The sequence below is a fragment of the Enterococcus sp. OL5 genome (assembly GCF_006491895.1).
Taxonomy (GTDB): domain Bacteria; phylum Bacillota; class Bacilli; order Lactobacillales; family Enterococcaceae; genus Enterococcus_D; species Enterococcus_D innesii.
Map to the genome: position 1 here is coordinate 338,662 of NZ_VHIL01000002.1, position 18,388 is coordinate 357,049.

Genomic DNA, 18,388 nt, shown 5'->3' on the forward strand with positions numbered 1-18,388 from the left:
GTTCTTTCTCCTCTAATCTGTAAAACGATTGATCACGGACCACATCTCATCGGCTGTCTGCATGGCTTTCGTATTCAATCCATACGCACGCTGGGTCGTTAACAAGTCTGTCATGGACGTCGCTAGATCCACCGTCGACTGTTCTAACTGTCCTTGCAAGACGCTGCCAAAGGCTGCTGGATTGGTTTGCGAAGTAAGCAACGCTTGATCACCAGCACGGTACAGTTGGTTGCCCACTGGCGTGATGTTTTCTATATTCGTCGGCTGATAAAGGGTCAGCTGTCCCAACACGCGAGTCTGACCATTTTCTTCCGTCGTCAACTGACCGCTGGCATCTATTGCGATTTGCTGCGCATCTGGCCACTGCGCGGTCGGTACGTTTGTGGTCATTGCCACAGGGTACCCTTCACTATTGACTAATTGCTTGTTCTCACTTAAATGAAAATTGCCTGCTCGACTCAGCAGTAATTGACCGGTTTGGTCCCGAACCCCGAAAAAGCCATTGCCTTGGATCGCGAGATCTAATGGCTGAGCAGTGCCCGCCAGATTGCCTTGGGCAAAACTGGTGGTCGTAGTCGCTTTTGCCCCCATTGACGCACCATATTGGGCGGCGTTGCCATTAAATAGCGTTTCTTCTGCACCGATGGCGTTTTCCATCAATGCTTGAAAGTGCGTCGTTTGTGCTTGGTAGCCATTGGTATTGACGTTGGCAATATTGTTGGCTGTCGTGTCTAAGTTTGTCTGCAAATGATTCAACCCAGAACGGCTGATTCCTAATAATCCACTGATATTCATTGACTCATCCTCAAATCTTTCCTAATTCGTTGACCGCTTTTTGCAATGTCTGATTCGTTGAACTCAAGGCTTTCTGATTGGCTTCAAATTCGCGAGAAGTCTGGATCATCGCCACCATTTCATCGGCAACCGCTACATTGGCTTGTTCTAAGGCACCTTGCTGGATCACGGGTGCATTCACCGTGGTTCCTGCTGCGTTGCTAGTCACGTAGTTTTGACCAGCTGTAGTCAATGCTTCTTGGGGGAATGTTTGGATCTGAAAGTTCGCTGGTCCTAAGGCGCTGACTGCTTGTCCATTGGCACCTAAGACAAGATAGCCTTCTTGTGTTACGTATTGATTCTGCTGATTGACGGTAAAGTTGCCATTTCTCGTATACAACCGCTGCCCCGCATTGTTTTGAACGACAAAGTAGCCTTCGGAAAGCAGTGCAAAATCGCTGGCTTGTCCCGTCTGTTTGACGGCGCCTTGATCTTGACTGATGGTACTGCCTGCCAATTGGGTCCCTAAAGACAATCCACCAATGTCACGGCGGGTATCCGCATTGGGCCCGCTTTGGTAATTATGCAATGCCACTTCATCTAGCGCCGACTGGAATAAGGTTTTTGCTTGATATCCTGTTGTATTGACATTAGCAATATTGCCGCTCGTCGTCTCTTGTCGCTTTTGTAATAATGAAATGTTCCGTGATAAGACATCCAATCCTCGAATCATGCCAGTTCCTCCTCAATCAATGTGCGCAATTTGGCAATCGTTTTGCCATGAATTTGTGAAACTCGCGGAATCGAGACTTCTAAGATTTCAGCGATTTCTTTTAACGTCAGTTCTTCGGTATAGTACAAACTTAAAATCAATTGTTCCCGTTCCCCTAATTTTTTGATGCACGCCACCAAGGCGGTGCGTTTTTCTTCAGCGACCAAGGTCTCTTCGATATTTTCGGCAGGATCTCGAACCATATCTTTTAAGGTCATGCCTTCTTCTTGGTAAGCAAACAAGGTATCTTCCAAAGAGACGCTGGCTAAGTAGTGCAGACTCTCATAAATATCCGCTAGTTGACTTTGGTTGATTCCCAGCTGTTTGCAGATCTCGGTGTCGGTCGCTTCTCTTTTGAGGCTTTGCTCCAACTCTTGCCGTGCTTGATAAAACTGATTGACTGCCGCCATTTTGTATCGGGAGATTTTGGCGTGCTTGCGTACTTCATCAATAATTGCCCCTTTGATACGAATCGCTGCATAGCTTTCAAAAGGAACTTTTTTTGAGGGATCGAATTTCCGCAAGGCATCCATCAACCCAATCACCCCAATATTGTAGAGATCGCCTGATTCATAATCGGCGGTTTTGATAGACAGGCGCTGAACCACCCGTTCCACTAGCGGCAAATACTTGATGATCTCCGCTTCTCGATCGACTTCATACATCGGCGATGCCCCTTCCTAAGAAAATTCTGCTTAAATGTCAATACTGCCCACCGTTTCGATCGCAATTTCATTGGGAATCTCATTTAGAGAAAGAACGGCGATATCTGGAAAATTAAAAACGATCATTTTTTTGAATGCTAACCGGATCTTAGGCGATGCTAAAATGACGAAATTGATATTTTGAGCGATCGCTGCATGTTGGATCCCACTGATGGCATCCAACAGCTTGGTCACGGTATCTGGTTTTAAGACCGGGTACGAGCCAGTTGCGGTTTTTTGGATACTTTGAGCGATGATTTCTTCTAGTTTCGGCTGGATCACCGCCACTTGCAGCTCGTGGTTCTCATTGGCATACTTGGCAGCGATCGTCCGTTTCAATGCTTGGCGGACATATTCTGTCAAAACTTCTACGTCTTTCGTGACAACGCCGTAATCGGCTAAGGTTTCTAAGATCGTTGCTAAGTCATTGATGGGAATTTGCTCATCCAATAAATTTTGTAAAACTTTTTGGACCTCGCCGAGCCGCAAAATATCGGGGATCAATTCATCGATCACGACATTGTACTGCTCTTTGATGCCCTCCAATAATTTCTTGACTTCTTGGCGACCTAACAGCTCTGGTGCATGGGCATAGATGATTTCTTTTAAGTGTGTTGCGATCACGGTCAACGGCTCGATAATCGTAAACCCTTGCAGATCCGCCATCTCCTTATCGGATTCATCGATCCACATAGCATCCAGATGAAAGGCTGGTTCTTTTGTTGCGATTCCTTGAAAAGGAAACGGCTCTTCATTCGGGCTGATCACCATGACTTTATTCGGGTAAATATCGCCGCGGCCGACTTCGTTGCCGCGGATCTTGATCACATAATCATTGGCATCCAAGTAGAGGTTGTCGCGAATACGAACGGGACTGACTAAGATCCCTAATTCTCTAGCACTCTGTTTTCGAATCGCCACGATGCGGTTCATCAAGCTGTTGTCGATCGAACGATCCACGATAGGGATCAGACCATAACCGATTTCCACTGAGATTGGTTCCACTTGGAAGGAAGCCACGGAATCGTCTTCTTCCTGTGCTTCTTTTTTGCGTTCCAGTGCCAATTTTTGTTCCCATTGTTTTTGTTCCACTCGCTGCTTTTCTTCTTTTTGCGTCACCAGAAAACTGGCTGCGAAAAGGCCTAAGCCAATCAACACAAAAGGCACAAAAGGAAACCCGGGAACTAAGGCTAAGACGAAGAGAATCGCCCCCACGATCCGAAACAGTTGGGGATTACGCATCACATCTGCCGCAATATCCAAACCAAAGGAACTATCGTTATCGGAACGAGTCACGATCACCCCAGAAGCAATCGAAATCAATAAAGAGGGAATCGAGCTGACCAAGCCATCCCCGATCGCCAGTTTCCCGAATTGGGCGAAGGCTTCCATGACGGTCATTTGTCCGCCCATGGAGAAAATGATCGCCCCACCGACTAAATTGATGACAGTGATCAAAATCCCTGCGATCGCATCCCCTTTGACAAACTTGCTGGCACCATCCATCGAACCAAAGAAATCAGCTTCTCGCTGCAGATCTTTTCGTCGTTTGCGGGCATCCGCTTCCGTGATCAATCCGGCATTTAGGTCGGAATCGATTGCCATTTGCTTGCCGGGCATCGCATCTAATGTGAAGCGAGCAGTTACCTCGGAGACACGCCCTGCACCATTGGTCACGACGACTAGCTGAACCACCATGATGATCACGAACAAAATGATCCCCACGATGTAATTGCTGCCGGCAACGACATTGGCGAAGGCATCGATCACGTGTCCGCCATTTCCTTGGGTCAAGATCAACCGAGTGGAAGATAGGTTCAAACCTAAGCGAAACATCGTTGTGATCAGCAGCAAGGTTGGAAACGTAGTGAATTCCAACACTGATTTGGTAAACAGGGTGATCAGTAAAATGTTGATCGCGATCGTCAAATTGATAATGATCAGAATATCTAATAGTGCACTCGGTAATGGAATAATAATTAGACCAATAATAGCTAGGACGATCACCGAGATTAAGATATCCGCCAGACCAATGCCTTTTTTCGGTTTTGAGGCAGCCTCATTCATTTTTGTTCCTCCTGTTTCCTTAAATCTTGCCGCGTTGGCTTTCTTCTAACTGATAGACCAAAGCGATGATTTCGGCAATGGCTTCATACATTTCAACAGGGATCAGATCCCCGGGTTCTACTTGGCGATAAAGGGCCCGTGCCACTTCACGATTTTCGATCTGTGGAATATTTTCTTTCAGTGCTTCTGCTTTCATCCGCTGCGCCAGCTGATCTGCCCCTTTGGCCAAGACCCGCGGCACCCCTTCACTGCTGGCATCGTAACGAATCGCAATGGCGAAATGGGTCGGATTGGTGATCAAAACCGTCGCTTCTTTGACGTTGGCGATGGCATTTTGGGTCATCGCACGGTATTTCGCTTTGCGCTGTGCTTTGACTTGCGGATCACCTTCCATTTGCTTGAACTCTTCTTTGACTTCCTGCTTGCTCATCATCAAGTTCTTACGATGGCTATAGCGTTGGTAGCCGTAGTCGACTACGGCTAAAATGATCAAAAAAATCGAGATCTGTAAAAACAATTCTTTGGCCCGCAGTAGCATGAACAAAATCGTTTTTTCCAACCCCACTTCACTCAAACCCAGTAAAACAGGGACGGCAGCTAAAAATTGTTGATAGCACAAGTAGACGATCACGCCGAATTTCGCCAATGTTTTGCCTAAATTCATCAACGAGCGCAAACTGAATTGCTGCTTGATCCCGCTGATAGGGTTCAGCTTTTTAAAATCTGGTTTGATGGCCTTGCCGGAAAACAACAGACCGACTTGGGCATAATTCGTGAGAAGCCCGACTCCGAGCGCGACCAAAAAGACGGGCGCACACAACAAAAGCAGCAGCAAGATACTCTGCACCCCTAGTTTCGGCAGATCCGCCAAACTGGTTTGATAATCAGCCAGCTGCGCCAAACTTCGGGAAAAATAAGGCAAAAAAGAAGCGGCGAAAAACTGCCATAAAGACAGGATCAAAAACGAGAAGACCAATAGCGAAACAGCTGCTGCTAATTCCTGGGTCTTAGGGACCTCCCCGCGTTTGCGGGCATCCCGCAGCCGCTTGGCACTGGGTAGTTCGGTTTTGCCATCTTTTTCTGCCATCTTCTCACCTCCTACTGGCTACCTGTTACTTTATTGAAAGGACTCGATAAACTCCTGCAAATAGCGGACCGTATCTGGCAAGTGTTTGCCTAAGTACGAAAGGACATTGGGTAGTAGCAAGAGAAACACCACAAAACTGATGGCAGTTTTCATCGAGAGACTCATCATCAAAATATTGATCTGGGGAATCGACCGAGAAATCACACCTAGCACCAGGTCCACCAACAGCAGCGCAATGATCATTGGTGCCGCAAGATTGACTGCCATCACCATCATTTGGCTGAAAAGTTTGACGATGCCTTCAACCGTCGTGCCTTGGATCACCACAGAGCCTAAGGGCACGATCCGAAAAGACAACAGCAGTGCTGTGATCAGTCGATGATGCAGATCAAGTCCAAAAAACACAGCGATCGTCAGCCAATAGTACGTTTTTCCATACTGGGAAGAGGCGATTTGCAACGTCGGATCATAGGCTTGCGCCATCGAAAAGCCTACTTGAAAGTCGATCAGTTGACCCGCAATTTCCACACCAGTAAAGACCAGCTGACTCAAATAGCCCATCGCCATCCCAAACAGTACTTCCTTGATGACGAAAACCGTCAGCATAAAGAGGGAAAGCTCAGGAATCGCAGGTGCCGTCGGCAGACATAGGACCGTCAACGCCATGCCGATCACGATTTTTGCCAGTGACGGAAAATTTTGCTGTGAGAAGATCGGACAAAGGACGACAAACGCCAATATTCGACAAAAAATCAACACCGTCGCTTGAATCGGCGCCATCAGGTTTCCTCCTTACATTGCCGCAATCATCTTGAAAATCATTTTGGTAAAATTCAACAAGAGATTCAGCATAAAATTCCCCGCCAAGATCAAGGTCAAAAAAATCGCTAATAGTTTCGGCACAAAACTCAACGTTTGTTCTTGGATTTGGGTAGTGGCTTGAAAAACACTGATCACCAATCCAACGAGCATGCCGACCAATAAGGCGGGGCCAGATATCGCTAGAATTCGAAGAAAGGCTTCCCTTAGCACATCAAGTACCATTTCTACTGTCATTTCCTCTTGGCTCCTTTCTTAGCGGCTATTGAAAGCTATTGATCAGCGACTCCACGATCAGATACCAGCCATCCACTAAAACAAATAGTAAGATCTTGAAGGGCAGTGAGATCATGATTGGCGACAGCATCATCATCCCCATCGACATCAAGATACTGGAGACGACCAGATCAATGATCAAAAAGGGAATAAAAATCAAAAAGCCGATACTGAAAGCCGTTCGTAATTCACTGATAATAAACGCCGGTACCATAACGGTCAGAGGAACATCGTCAGAAGAATGATACTTTTCGGTCTCCCCATCAGCTTCCGCAAACAAGGCAATGTCTTTTTCCCGTATCTGTACCATCATAAAGGCCTTGATCCGTTTTTCTGAGCGGTCAAAGGCTTCGGCTTGGCTGATCTCTTGTCGATCAAACGGTTCGATCGCTTGCTGGTAGACGTCGGTATACACAGGTTTCATAATAAAAAATGTCAAGAATAAGGCCAACCCGATCAACACTTGATTGGGCGGGTTTTGCTGCGTACCTAACGAACTGCGCACAAAGGACAAGACCATGATGATACGAGTAAAAGAAGTCATCATGATCAGCAAGACCGGTAAGAGGGAAAGCAGCGTCAGCAACAAGAAAGTATTGATCGTATCACTTGAGCCGTTCCCATTCGACAATAAATTGTTAATGGTGGAACTGACGTCTTCCGTGTCTAAGGCAAACGCCGTCTGCGGAAGCATCAGACTGCTGAAAAGGACCGCAGCCATGATTTTGATATCTCTGCCTTTGCTCTTCATTTTTGCTTGCCTCGTTTTCCAGCAATTTCCGCCTTGGCTTTGTTTAGCCATTCAGAAAAATCTTTGCCAGCTTGCACTTGGGTGCTTTCTAGGCTTTGCTGTAAAAAAGCGGCCGTTTCTTCTGGCGTCAACTCTTTGATGATTTGGTTTTGCTGTTCAGAAAAGCTCATGACATAGCATTTGTCCATGATTTGGACGATCCCGATCGAAGACGATTTGCTGACGGCGATTTTTTGCAAAATACGCAGCTGGTGATTGTGCTGGTTCGTGTAACGATTCAAATATTTCAAACTGATGTTGATCAAATAAAGAATAAGCAGCAAAAACCCAATCATTTTGACCAGCGATAAAAATGTTTCCATCAACATGCCTCTTTCTATTGGATCACTAAATCCGTCACATAAACATCCTTGGCGATTTCTGATCCGTATTCCTGATTAATTGTTTCTTTCAATGCTTTTTTTAAATTCGGTACACTTTCGGCGGAGCTCAAAATACCGCTGGCCTTTTGTTGGCGCAATAAATTTACGACGCTGTCACGAATGACGGCCACATTTTTCGTGGCTTCCGCGCTTTTTTCCTCATCCGCCACTAAAATCGATAAATTGACCTTCATGTATTGCTGCTCTTGGTTGTCTTCTTTGGCCAGATTGACTAAAAATTCATCCAATGCCACGATCGCTTCGTCTGAGGAGATTTTGCTGCTGTCTTTTGCTGTTTCAGCAGCTGCTGTTTTTTCCCCCGTCAAAAAGTGATTCGTCACTAAGGTTCCGCCGATACTGCCGCCGACTACCACGATCAAGAGGATCGGCAGTAAAACAACCATACTCAAGCCTTTTTTCTCTTTTTCTGCTTTTGGTGCTTTTTCTTCTTTTGCCATCTTTCCCACCCTTACGTTTTCACTTGGTTCGAATGGATCACCGTATGATACTCGATCACCCGCTGCGCAACTTCTTGCGCAGCTTCCGTCACCACTAATGTTTTGCCGTCTGTCAGTGTGATCAATGTATCCGGCATTTCTTCGATCCGATAAATCAATGTTGGATTTAAATAGAATGGCTTGCCATTCAATGCTGTCACTAGAATCATGGTCAAACTCCTCTCAATGGTGAAGCGTTACGTTCTTAACGTTTTAGATTCAATAATTCTTGCAGCATTTCATCAGAAGTCGTAATACTTCTTGAATTTGCTTGATAGGCACGGCTCGCAATGATCATTTCGGTAAATTCTGTCGAAAGATCGACATTGGACATTTCCAAGGCACCTGCTTGCAGCGTTCCTGCGCCATTGTTGCCAGGTCCTGCAACGATCGGATTCCCTGAGTTGCTGGTTTGGATATAGTTGTTGCCGCCGACTTTTTCTAAGCCTTCTGGGTTATTGAAGGTTGCGACACCGACTTTTCCCATCACAAAGGTTTGATTGCCGTATTTTGCCAACACTAAGCCATTGGCATCGATCGCCATGGAGTTATAGGTCAAGGTTTCCCCATTGACGGTCAGTGTGCTTGGGATCGACAAGGGAGATACCGCATCTTGTCCGCTCAATGCCGTGTTTTCATCAAAGTTGTCATCATAGACAACTGGTTGACCGCCATTGACTGAACGACCTAAGACTTGCATCCCATCACTATTGGTCAAGGTTCCGTTGCTGTCGCGCACGAATGCGCCATCTCGTGTGTAATAGGTTTCGCCATTTGCTCCTGGTCCTTGTACCATAAAGTAGCCCTGTCCGCTGATATAAAAATCCATGCTGCGACCTGTCGATTGCGGGGCACCGACTGTATTGATAGTATCGATGGAGCCCGTCTGAACCCCTAAACCGATCTGCGTTGCGTTGATCCCGCCTAAGCCGTTGCCTGGCGCAGTTGCGTTAGACATCGTTTGGCTCATCATGTCTTGGAAAAGTACTCGACTTGATTTGAATCCAACCGTATTGACGTTGGCGATATTATTGGAAACCACGTCCATTTTCGTTTGAAGATTTTTCATTCCACTGACACCTGAATATAATGATCGTAACATGCTTGTTTTCCTCCTTATGGTTGGCGTATTTTCCTCTGTCATTCAGAAAATACTTGCAGCCCCTTTTCAGTCCAGCTGCTATTTGATAAATGTGGCGCTGTCAATATTGGTGACGGTGTGAAGCTCGTTCATCCCCATCGCCGTAATGATGGTTCGTGAATGGACATCGGCGATCAAGCCCATATCTTTGTACACGAGCAGTGATTCTTTGCTGCCTTTTTCCGCGAGCTCACTAAGCGCCGTTGAAAGGGATTGATAATCATCGTCTTGTAAGGTCAATTCTCTTGCGGTCAAACGCTTTTGCGCATGATGGGAGACTTTGATGTCGCTTTGTTTTTGTTCAAGCATTGCAGAAAAGGCTTGTTTGTCCACGCCTTTGCGGGGATGTTGATAAGGCTCCCCGGCAACTTTTTGCAGCCCCTGTTGAATCGTCAAACTCATTTTGCTTCGCCGCCAATCTCTTGGATCGCACTCATACTGTATTCTTTGCCATTTACGACGATCGTGGCGTAGCCATTGGCAAAGCGGACCTTTTCGATGGTTCCTGACAATGTTTCTGTGCCGTCCATCAGAGTGACTTGTTTATTGATCAAGCTAAAGGCTTGCTGCTGTTGCTGTAAAATCACCGAGGTCGTCAACGTTTCGCTCAATTCATTCAAGCTCTCTAAGGTCGTAAATTGAACCAGTTGCGAGATATAGTCGGTGCTACCACCACCAGAAGAATCGCTGCCTCCCATCGATGGGTTGCTCATAGATGCGGCTAAGATCTTCAAAAAATCATCCATGGAGATATCTGAAGATTTTTTTGTTTGCGTTAATGCCGATGTATTGGCAATACCGGCCGCAGCTGCTGTAATTTCATCTGCCATAGGTCTCCTCCTTTACACTAAAATACTGATCGTATGATCGATCGGTGCTAATTGCTGCTCTTCTTCAGCCGTATTGCTTTGATGAAATGGCTTTTTGCTTTGTCCTTTTTGAGCCTGTAAAAAACGCTGTTGGCTTAACTGACTGTCACTTGCCATCATACTGCCGGCAAAGGATTGATTTGCCAGCGGACTAGCCTGCTGGACAGAAGCTAACGTAGGTTCTTTGATCGCTAGGATCGGCTGCTCTTGCTTTTGCAAAACTTGCTCTAGCTCATGCTTGATGGACAGCAATAATTCTTTGGCTTGCGGCTGCTGAACGGTCAGTTCTAAGCGGCTGCCTTGGGCATTCGTTTCTAGGGAAAGCTGGATCGTGCCTAATTTTTCGGGAACGAATTGCAGCGTGATTTTTTTCTCGCTTGCCGTGCTGCTCGTTTGGACAAGTTGGGCAGTCGCTTTTGCTAAGGGCAGGACCGCTTGCTCCATACTCGCTTTTGTTGGCGCCGGTCCTTGCTTGGTCAAAAGGGAAGAAACATCAAGCAGTTGCAGTGCTGGTGCCGCCATTTCATTGTCAGTTACTGCTGAAGAAGCAATGGCTTGTGCAGAAACAGCTTCCGCTTTTTTGGCGACTGTTTCATTCGTGCGTTGCAAGGTGCTAGTCGTATCCGTCGCTTGGTTGGTCACTGGCGACACTTGATTTAATGGTCCCGTTTGGCCCAATTGCGCGGTCCCTTCGGTGGACTGTTTCCGCTGTGCTTCTGTCGTCTGCGCAATCGCGGCTTTTGTTACTAAATCGATTTCCTTGAAAGTCGCGATCCCTTTTGCCGTGGACTGCTCTTCGCCTACTAAGTCTTCTGGCAAAGGCGTTTCAAGCGTTGGTGCTGCGGCTTCACTTCTGTCATTTGTCATCAAATCCAGACCTTCAAGCGTAGACTCGGAGGGGTCGATGACTGTGGTGGCTACGTCTATTGGTGCTAAAGTTGCTGTGGCGCTCGTTTGGTTCTGCTCCGTCGTTGCCATTGATGCCTGTGGCGCTTCTTGAACCAAGCCTGCAAAAGGTGCCTGGCTGATCTGGCTCATTCTTGGCGCTTGTGTCGTTGCAGGTTGTCCAGCTGCTGAAGTGATTTCTGGCTCCTGCGGCAGATGTTCCATACTGCTGGCCGTGCCCATTTCTGGTGCGGCGGCGGTTTGCTCCGTCATCCCTGATGTTTCGATAGGGTCTGGCAGGTTGTTTTCGCTCTGTTCCGTCAGCTGTTGCATCAGCAAACTGAAGACTTCTGGTGACGCCTCCATCTTTTTTGATTTGCTACCGACAGGTACAGCGGTTACGGCACTTGTTGTGATCTCTTTCATTGTTCACCTCCTCTCAGCTGATGCTTTGAACCCAAGGTCGTCTCATCACTAAAGCCATTAGTGCTTTAAGAAAATAAGGCGCGATTGCCGAACTCATCCAATTGTTTTTGCTCTTCCAATTGCTGTTCATAGGTGTATTCAGCAAATTGTTTTTCTCGCAGTTTTTCCACGATCTTGCGTTCCTGCTGCGCTTCTACCACCACCGATAAAGACTCTGCCAATTCTTGCTTCACGTGAAACATTTTGTTCTGAACCTCATCGATGGTGGCATTCAAAGCAAGCAAATAGCGTTGTTGCACTTGCATCCGCCCAATGGTCATCTCATTGACATCAAAAAGCTGGGCTTTTTCCTGTGTCAGCGTATTCAGGTGCTGTTCTTGCTGAATCAACAATTGTTGTTTTTGGGCGTACGCTCGTTTGGCTTCTTGCTCAATGGTTTTTCGGTGATCCAATACTTTTTCTAAGGAAAAGTGAAATGCTTGCATAGTTGCTCCTTTATGATCTGTTTTACATGGTCGAACGCTGGCGCTCGATCAGCGCTTCTTCACTGAACAAATGCGCCAATTCAAAAATCGTTTGTTCAAATGGGATCCGCTCATCCACTTTTTGCTGTAAAAACCGTAGGATAGGGTGATGCAACGCGATCGCTTGGTCGGTCAACGCATTGCTGCCGCTTTTGTAGGCACCGATATCGATCAAATCCTTGGCCTCTGCATAAACGGCCATGTTTTCTTTTAGTTCCCCCGCATGTTCATGCTGTTCCTCAGAAACGAGGGTCTTCATCAAACGGCTGAGGCTGTTTTGAATATCGATGGCAGGATAATGATTTTGAGCGGCGATTTTTCGGGACAACAGAATATGACCGTCAAGAATCCCCCGCACCGCATCAGCGATCGGTTCATTCATGTCATCCCCTTCTACCAAGACGGTATAAAAGGCCGTGATCGAGCCTTTGTCAGACATCCCACTGCGTTCTAACAACTTCGGTAAAGCTGTAAACACAGAAGGGGTATAACCTTTGGTCGTCGGTGGTTCACCTGTCGATAGACCGATCTCCCGCTGCGCCATCGCAAAACGGGTCACCGAATCCATCATCAATACGACTTTCTTACCTTGATCGCGGTAATACTCAGCGATCGCTGTTGCCACATGAGCCCCTTTTAATCGTACGAGAGGCGGCATATCGGAAGTAGCACAGACAACGACCGACTTGCGGTAACCTTCTGGGCCTAGATCATTTTCAATAAATTCTTTGACTTCTCGTCCCCGCTCGCCGATCAAGCCGATCACGATGACATCGGCTTCGCAATAACGAGCCAACATCCCCAATAAGGTACTCTTACCGACCCCGCTGCCGGCAAAAATGCCGATCCGTTGGCCAAGGCCGACGGTCAAGAGACCATCGATCGCCCGGACACCTGTCGGCATGATCTCAGCGATTTTTTGACGACGAAAGGGGTCAGGAGAATCTTGACTAACTGGATATTCTGGCGCACTTTCCAGCTCCAGCGCCATATCTAACGGTCGCCCTAGTCCATCTAAGGTGTGCCCTAGCAGCGTATCATCGATTTTTACCGTCAACGATTTGCCAGTTGGCCGCACCAAACAGCCCGGTCCGATGCCTTCTAGCTGATCAAGGGGCATCAGGAGCACGGTTTTTTTCACAAAGCCCACGACTTCGGCTAAGGCTGTATGTGTCTTGTTTTGCAGTGCGACTTCACAGATTTCTCCTATGAAAACCGCCAGCCCTTCGACTTTGATCAACAGACCTACGACTTCGCTGACTTTGCCGTAAGTGGTAAAAAACGGCTGTGCTTGCGCTGTTTTGCGCAGCGCTGTGATCGGTAATTCAAACGTCATTCCTTCACACTGCTTTCTAGAAATTGGCTCAAAAAGCGAGCGATTTCTTTCCTCAGTTCAAAAACCACCAAGGCATTTTCAGATTCGATACAAAAATCATGTTCCGCCAAGCTGTCATCTGCCATGAGTAAATAGCGAAACCCGCTGATCGTCTGCTTTTTGGTTTCCAACAATTCTCGCAACCCTGCAAGATGCTGCTCTTGGCTGCGAACAGTCACAAATTGATCGGGTTGTTCAAATTGCCATAGCACAGACTCCACAAAAGGCAGGAAGCCTGCTTGCTCGTCTGTAAAACGTTGATTGATCAAGGCTTCGGCGATTGCCGTGCCGTAAGCGATCATTTCTTGCTTTTTCTCTGAGCGAAAGGTGTTGATTTCAGACACGGCTTCAGCGACATTGGCTTGGGCTTGTGTCATCAATGCTTGCGCGGCTTCTTTGCTGGCATTGAGTCCTTCTTGATAGCCTTGCTGAAAGCCATCTGCTTGTCCTGCTTGAAAGCCTTCCGTTCTCGCTTCTGCTAGAATTTGAGCTGCTTGCGCTTGTGCATCGGTCAAAATCTGCTGCTTCAAGGCTTCCATTTGCTGCAGATGCCGTTCCTGCTCCAACTGGCGTGCACGTCTAGCCGCTTGCAGTTCTGGATCCAAGCTCGGTTTCTCAATCGGCGCTTTGATGGTCGTATCCGTCAAAATACTGCGCGCAGCTTCAGTCGTTTTGACCGCCTGCTGCTTCAATAAACTGCTATTTGACCACTGCATCTTGGTCGCCCCTTCCGATGTAGATCTCACCGGTTTCATCTAGCCGTCGAATCACAGCCACCACACTTTGTTGGGCTTCTTCTACAGCAGACAAGCGGGTAGGACCCATAAATTGAATTTCTTCTTGCAGATTTTCCACCGCCCGTGATGAGAGGTTGGAGAAAATAAAGTTCTTGATGTCATCGGTCGTGCCTTTAAGCGCTAAGACTAACACATCGTTTTGAACATCTCGTAAGACTTTTTGAACATCCAAGCGATCGAGGGTCACGATATCCTCGAAAGTAAACAAGCTGGATTTCACTTCGTTGGATAGTTCCGGTTGCCGCTTTTCTAAGTCGTTCAAAATGTTCTTTTCGGTGCTGCGGCTGACTGAGTTCAAGATTTCTACCAGTGTGTGCACACCACCGACATTTTCCGTATCGTTCTCAATGTAATTCGAGAATTTGTTCTCGATCACTTTTTCGATCCGTTCGATCACCAAAGGCGACGTACTGGAGATCGTTCCGATCCGTTCAGCGATCTCCACTTGCAAATGATCGGGAAACTGCGACAAGACGCTGGCCGCTTTGTCCGGCTGCATGTAGCACAAAATCAACGCTACCGTTTGTGGATGTTCGCCGATCAACAGATTGGTCAACTGTTGAACATCGGCTTTGCGAGCGATATTAAAGGGCCGTTCCCGCAGCTGAATCTGAGTCAATACGTCAATGACTTCTTTGGCTTTTTGAGGGCCTAATGCTTGGTTCAGCAAATTTTTGGCATAATCGATCCCGCCGTCTAAGACATATTTGCGGGCCGTTGCGGTATGAGAAAATTCCTCCAACACTTGATCCCGCTCTTCGGGACTGACAAAGTCGATGTTGGCGATCTCATAGCTCACTTTTTGTATAAATGATTCTGGCAGCAGCTTCATGATCTTTGCAGAGGTATCTGATCCTAGAGAGATCAGAAGAATCGCTGCTTTTTTTACCCCGTCTATTGTATCCATGGCTGCCCCCTTATTTTTCTTTCATCCAAGCTTTGATCAATTCCGCCGCTACTTCAGGATTGCTTTCGGCATAATTTCTAGCCGTTTGATCCAATGTTGGTTCTCCTGTATGTTCTGCTGTGGCTTCTTGTGTGGATGCTTCTGGCACCGCTGGTTTCGTTTCAGCAGACCGGTTACCGACACCGCCAAAAACGACTTCTTGTGCAACCGGGTTACTCGCTCCGATGCTAGCAGCGGATGGTTGTGCAAAAGTGACCATCTCCTCCGTCACATCGACTTCCAACTCGTCTTCTTTGCGTCGGCGTCGGATCACGCCAACGATCATTAAGATCACCAAGAACAAGGTCAACACGATACCGCCGATGATGGCATACTTGACATAACCTTTGGCAGCTGCAATCTGTTCATTCCCTTGAGGATCAGCGGCTGGATCAACCTCTGCTTGGGCAAAGTCAAACCCTTGGATCGCAATTTGATCGCCACGATCATTGTCATAGCCGACGGCGCTAGCAATCAACTGCTGCAATTCTGCTTGATCCGCTTGCGAAAGGTTCGCATTGATCACGATTGAGCTGGTCATTCGTTCGATCATGCCAGGAGCCGTAATGGTCGTAGTGGTCTCGGTATCCAATTCATTTTCAACGGAGCGACTGTAGGAATTGTTCCCCTCTCCGTCCGTGCCCGTCACATTGGAGACATTGTCATCCACAGTCCCTGTTTGGGCTTCTTGGACGGTCCCTTGCGAACCAGCTGCCTGCACTGTTTCACTCTTGATCTCTGGGTCATCATAAGTGACTTTCTTCCGCTCGATCGAGTCAAAATTCAAGTCTAAATTGATCGACACTTGGAATTTGTCTGCACCATAGATCGGTGTCAGCAACTTCGCTACTTTTTCTTCTAGCGTTTTTTCATAGGAATCTTTGATGGCAATGTATTTATTGTTTAAGCCACTTAATTGACTGGCTTCATCTTCGGTTCTCGTCAACGTATTGCCCGCGCTATCAACGACTTTTACATTTTCAGGCTTCAGCTTTTCCACTGCGCCGGAAGTCAAGGTAACGATCCCTTGCACGGACTCGTCTGAGATTTGCTGATTTTTCAAGGACAACACGATAGAGGCCGTCGGCGCACTTTCCTCCGAAGAAAAGACACTTTCTTCTGGCATCACGAGTAAAACTTTGGCGGATTTGACCGCATCGATCGACTCGATTGCTCGCTGTAGTTCGCCCGTTACTGCCCGCTGATACATGATTTTGCGGTCTTCATCCGTTGTCATCATGTTGGCATCATCAAATAATTCAAAGCCTGTACTGGTATTTGGTAACTTATTGTCCACGGCAAGATTGATGCGGTATTCATCGACTTGGTCCTTATCGATCAAAATAGTCGTCCCATTGTCGGCTAATTTGTAGGCGATCTGCTGTTCATCCAAATCCTTGCTGATCGTTCCCGCATCGGCATCGCTTAGATCCGTAAACAAGATACCGTATTCAATTCGCGTATTTAAATAATAAACAGCTGCTGTGATTCCGAGAACGCTGATAACGGAAAGAACAACGATCATTTTCTTTAAAGAGCTTTGCATTTGCCAACGGTCTTTGAGTTGTTCTGTCCATTCTTTCACTTTATCCATCATTTATTCTTATTCCCTCACCCACTGCTAAAACTGCATATTTTTCACGTCATTGTAAGCTTCTAAACACTTGTTTCGTACTTGAACGGCTGTTTGTAGCGCCAGTTGCGCCTCTGTCATGCGAATCATCACATTGCCTAGATCGCTTTCATCGCCGGTGATCAAATTTACAGTATCTTGATCCATGACCGCCGTTTTTTGATTCAACTGATCGACCGCATGGGTCAAGTAAGAAGAAAACTGATTTTCCTTGGCGCCTGCAACACTGGTCTCGTTTGAAGCAGCCCCCGTGCCTAGTGTCCGCAAAACGTTTTGGTAGTCTGTTAATCCTGTCGTTAAAAGTCCATCCATTTTCTCGTTACCCCTTTGATATTTCTAATGCTTTTTTCAAGATCGTTTTGTTCATTTCTGAAGCAGAAACATTGGCTTCGTACGTTCGAACCGCTTGCAACATTGCCACCATTTCATCGGCAATATCCACATTTGATTGACCGACATATCCCTCGTCGTTGGCAGCGGGATTTGTAGGATCATAGGTCAGCTTTTCTGTCTCATCGGCAGCGATCCCCGTCACTTTGACACCGTATGTAGCCGGTGTACCTTCACGGCTATTTTTTAAATTTTCTGAAAAAAGAATACTCTTTTTTTGATAAGCAGCGGTTGTTTGTGTTTGATTCGTATTTACATTTGCGATATTGCTGGAGATCGTATCTAGTTTTAACCGTTCCAATGCTAGACCGCTCGCGTTGATCGTTAGTCCATTAAACATACCCATTTGTTTTTCCTGCGCTTTCTATCAATTACTCAATACAAGGTTCATCATTTGCAAGCGTCCGTTGACTTGTGCGGTCAATGCACTGTAATATAACCCATTGGCTGCTTGATCCAACATCTCCACTTCAAGATCCACGTTATTGCCGTTGTCTTTGATGCTGGTAGTTGCATTTTCAGTGATTTTCGGTTTTACTTGAGAAACTGACGCTTCGGTTGCAGCGTCGGTCCCTGACGAAGCGAGTGCCTGCTTTAATTCGCTTTCAAACACGATGCGTTTTGCTTTGTACCCATCCGTGTTGACATTGGCGATATTAGACGAAATCAATTCTGCACGTTGGGCAGAAACGTTCATGGCTGTTTTTAATAAATCATAGGTATCCAACAATAATTGCTCCTTCCACCTTCTGTACCAAACGTTTTTTTCACCGATGGAACAGAAACAAATATATTTATTGATTTTTTTGTTATAGATTAAAAAAACAAGAAGACGTGATGTCATTATAGTAGAATTGTTTTTATTTTACAATTTGATTTTTGCAACTTTACGGATATGACATTTAAGTTACAGGTATGTTATGTTATTTGTTAAACACTGTTTCATCGCAATTTCGTTCCCAGTTATAAAAAGTAAACGATCGATATAAAGCGTTTTACAAGCATATCTATACTTTTTGATCAAAATCATTTTTTTGATAAAAAACAAGCATTATTCGAAAAATTGATTAAAACATTTTCATTTGTGTTTGATGGTATGACAAACCCTGAGAAATACTTCACGAAAAAAAACGGTACCATCTATAAATATTCACAAAAATTGCAAGCTGTACCATTTCAAGAATTTGACGAAACTTGTCAAAAAAAGAACAAAAAAAAGAGAAGCTGAAAATT

At 46.3% G+C, this 18,388-nt stretch carries 23 protein-coding genes; all 23 read right to left on the reverse strand.

Going from position 1 to position 18,388, the window contains the following annotated elements:
* Positions 1–12: 12 nt before the first annotated feature.
* Positions 13–795, reverse strand: coding sequence for a flagellar hook-basal body protein (locus FJU10_RS19645; RefSeq protein ID WP_140965231.1), 783 nt, complete (start codon positions 793–795; stop codon positions 13–15).
* Positions 796–805: 10 nt separating this feature from the next.
* Entirely contained in the window at positions 806–1,507 is a 702-nt protein-coding gene (locus FJU10_RS04145) for a flagellar hook-basal body protein (RefSeq protein WP_140965232.1), read from the reverse strand.
* Positions 1,504–2,211 carry a sigma-70 family RNA polymerase sigma factor gene (locus FJU10_RS04150; protein ID WP_140965233.1) on the reverse strand — a complete coding sequence of 236 codons (708 nt, stop codon included), beginning with the start codon at positions 2,209–2,211 and terminating at the stop codon, positions 1,504–1,506. Before FJU10_RS04150 ends, FJU10_RS04145 begins: the two co-directional genes overlap by 4 nt.
* Positions 2,212–2,241: 30 nt before the next feature.
* Positions 2,242–4,317, reverse strand: coding sequence for a flagellar biosynthesis protein FlhA (flhA, locus tag FJU10_RS04155; protein ID WP_140965234.1), 2,076 nt, complete (start codon positions 4,315–4,317; stop codon positions 2,242–2,244).
* Between the two features lie 19 nt (positions 4,318–4,336).
* A complete protein-coding gene (locus tag FJU10_RS04160) occupies positions 4,337–5,404 on the reverse strand; it encodes a flagellar biosynthesis protein FlhB (RefSeq protein WP_140965235.1) in 1,068 nt (355 codons plus the stop codon).
* Positions 5,405–5,434: 30 nt separating this feature from the next.
* Positions 5,435–6,184, reverse strand: coding sequence for a flagellar biosynthetic protein FliR (fliR, locus tag FJU10_RS04165; protein WP_005232781.1), 750 nt, complete (start codon positions 6,182–6,184; stop codon positions 5,435–5,437).
* Between the two features lie 12 nt (positions 6,185–6,196).
* Positions 6,197–6,460 carry a flagellar biosynthesis protein FliQ gene (fliQ, locus tag FJU10_RS04170; RefSeq protein ID WP_077453123.1) on the reverse strand — a complete coding sequence of 88 codons (264 nt, stop codon included), beginning with the start codon at positions 6,458–6,460 and terminating at the stop codon, positions 6,197–6,199.
* A gap of 25 nt (positions 6,461–6,485) precedes the next feature.
* Positions 6,486–7,250, reverse strand: coding sequence for a flagellar type III secretion system pore protein FliP (gene fliP / locus FJU10_RS04175; protein WP_140965236.1), 765 nt, complete (start codon positions 7,248–7,250; stop codon positions 6,486–6,488).
* Positions 7,247–7,612: a flagellar biosynthetic protein FliO gene (locus FJU10_RS04180; protein WP_005231716.1), complete on the reverse strand. Its 366-nt coding sequence runs from the start codon at positions 7,610–7,612 to the stop codon at positions 7,247–7,249. Before FJU10_RS04180 ends, fliP begins: the two co-directional genes overlap by 4 nt.
* 14 nt (positions 7,613–7,626) lie before the next feature.
* A complete protein-coding gene (gene fliL, locus FJU10_RS04185) occupies positions 7,627–8,130 on the reverse strand; it encodes a flagellar basal body-associated protein FliL (RefSeq protein ID WP_005472968.1) in 504 nt (167 codons plus the stop codon).
* Positions 8,131–8,141: 11 nt separating this feature from the next.
* Positions 8,142–8,339, reverse strand: a complete 198-nt coding sequence (locus FJU10_RS04190) for a flagellar FlbD family protein (RefSeq protein WP_005226609.1) — start codon at positions 8,337–8,339, stop codon at positions 8,142–8,144.
* Positions 8,340–8,374: 35 nt separating this feature from the next.
* Positions 8,375–9,271: a flagellar hook-basal body complex protein gene (locus tag FJU10_RS04195; protein WP_010748537.1), complete on the reverse strand. Its 897-nt coding sequence runs from the start codon at positions 9,269–9,271 to the stop codon at positions 8,375–8,377.
* Positions 9,272–9,349: 78 nt separating this feature from the next.
* Complete coding sequence (locus FJU10_RS04200; protein WP_015508733.1) at positions 9,350–9,712, reverse strand: flagellar protein; 363 nt, start codon at positions 9,710–9,712, stop codon at positions 9,350–9,352.
* The gene (locus tag FJU10_RS04205; RefSeq protein WP_003129052.1) at positions 9,709–10,140 is read right to left on the reverse strand and encodes a flagellar hook capping FlgD N-terminal domain-containing protein; all 432 of its coding nucleotides are present in this window, start codon (positions 10,138–10,140) and stop codon (positions 9,709–9,711) included. The genes FJU10_RS04200 and FJU10_RS04205 overlap by 4 nt, the downstream gene beginning before the upstream one ends.
* Positions 10,141–10,152: 12 nt before the next feature.
* Positions 10,153–11,490 (reverse strand): flagellar hook-length control protein FliK, encoded by a 1,338-nt coding sequence (locus FJU10_RS04210; RefSeq protein ID WP_140965237.1) that lies wholly within the window; start codon positions 11,488–11,490, stop codon positions 10,153–10,155.
* A 65-nt stretch (positions 11,491–11,555) separates the two neighbouring features.
* Positions 11,556–11,975, reverse strand: coding sequence for a flagellar export protein FliJ (gene fliJ, locus FJU10_RS04215; RefSeq protein ID WP_005226592.1), 420 nt, complete (start codon positions 11,973–11,975; stop codon positions 11,556–11,558).
* Positions 11,976–11,997: 22 nt separating this feature from the next.
* Positions 11,998–13,350, reverse strand: a complete 1,353-nt coding sequence (gene fliI / locus FJU10_RS04220) for a flagellar protein export ATPase FliI (protein WP_077453131.1) — start codon at positions 13,348–13,350, stop codon at positions 11,998–12,000.
* The gene (locus FJU10_RS04225) at positions 13,347–14,105 is read right to left on the reverse strand and encodes a hypothetical protein (protein ID WP_081117649.1); all 759 of its coding nucleotides are present in this window, start codon (positions 14,103–14,105) and stop codon (positions 13,347–13,349) included. The genes fliI and FJU10_RS04225 overlap by 4 nt, the downstream gene beginning before the upstream one ends.
* A complete protein-coding gene (gene fliG / locus FJU10_RS04230) occupies positions 14,089–15,093 on the reverse strand; it encodes a flagellar motor switch protein FliG (RefSeq protein WP_005226586.1) in 1,005 nt (334 codons plus the stop codon). The genes FJU10_RS04225 and fliG overlap by 17 nt, the downstream gene beginning before the upstream one ends.
* Before the next feature lie 10 nt (positions 15,094–15,103).
* Positions 15,104–16,726, reverse strand: coding sequence for a flagellar basal-body MS-ring/collar protein FliF (gene fliF / locus FJU10_RS04235; RefSeq protein WP_176257033.1), 1,623 nt, complete (start codon positions 16,724–16,726; stop codon positions 15,104–15,106).
* Between the two features lie 27 nt (positions 16,727–16,753).
* Positions 16,754–17,077, reverse strand: coding sequence for a flagellar hook-basal body complex protein FliE (gene fliE, locus FJU10_RS04240; protein ID WP_081117647.1), 324 nt, complete (start codon positions 17,075–17,077; stop codon positions 16,754–16,756).
* A 7-nt stretch (positions 17,078–17,084) separates the two neighbouring features.
* A complete protein-coding gene (gene flgC, locus FJU10_RS04245; protein WP_003129038.1) occupies positions 17,085–17,501 on the reverse strand; it encodes a flagellar basal body rod protein FlgC in 417 nt (138 codons plus the stop codon).
* A gap of 21 nt (positions 17,502–17,522) precedes the next feature.
* A complete protein-coding gene (flgB, locus tag FJU10_RS04250; RefSeq protein ID WP_017144455.1) occupies positions 17,523–17,882 on the reverse strand; it encodes a flagellar basal body rod protein FlgB in 360 nt (119 codons plus the stop codon).
* Between the last annotated feature and the right edge of the window lie 506 nt (positions 17,883–18,388).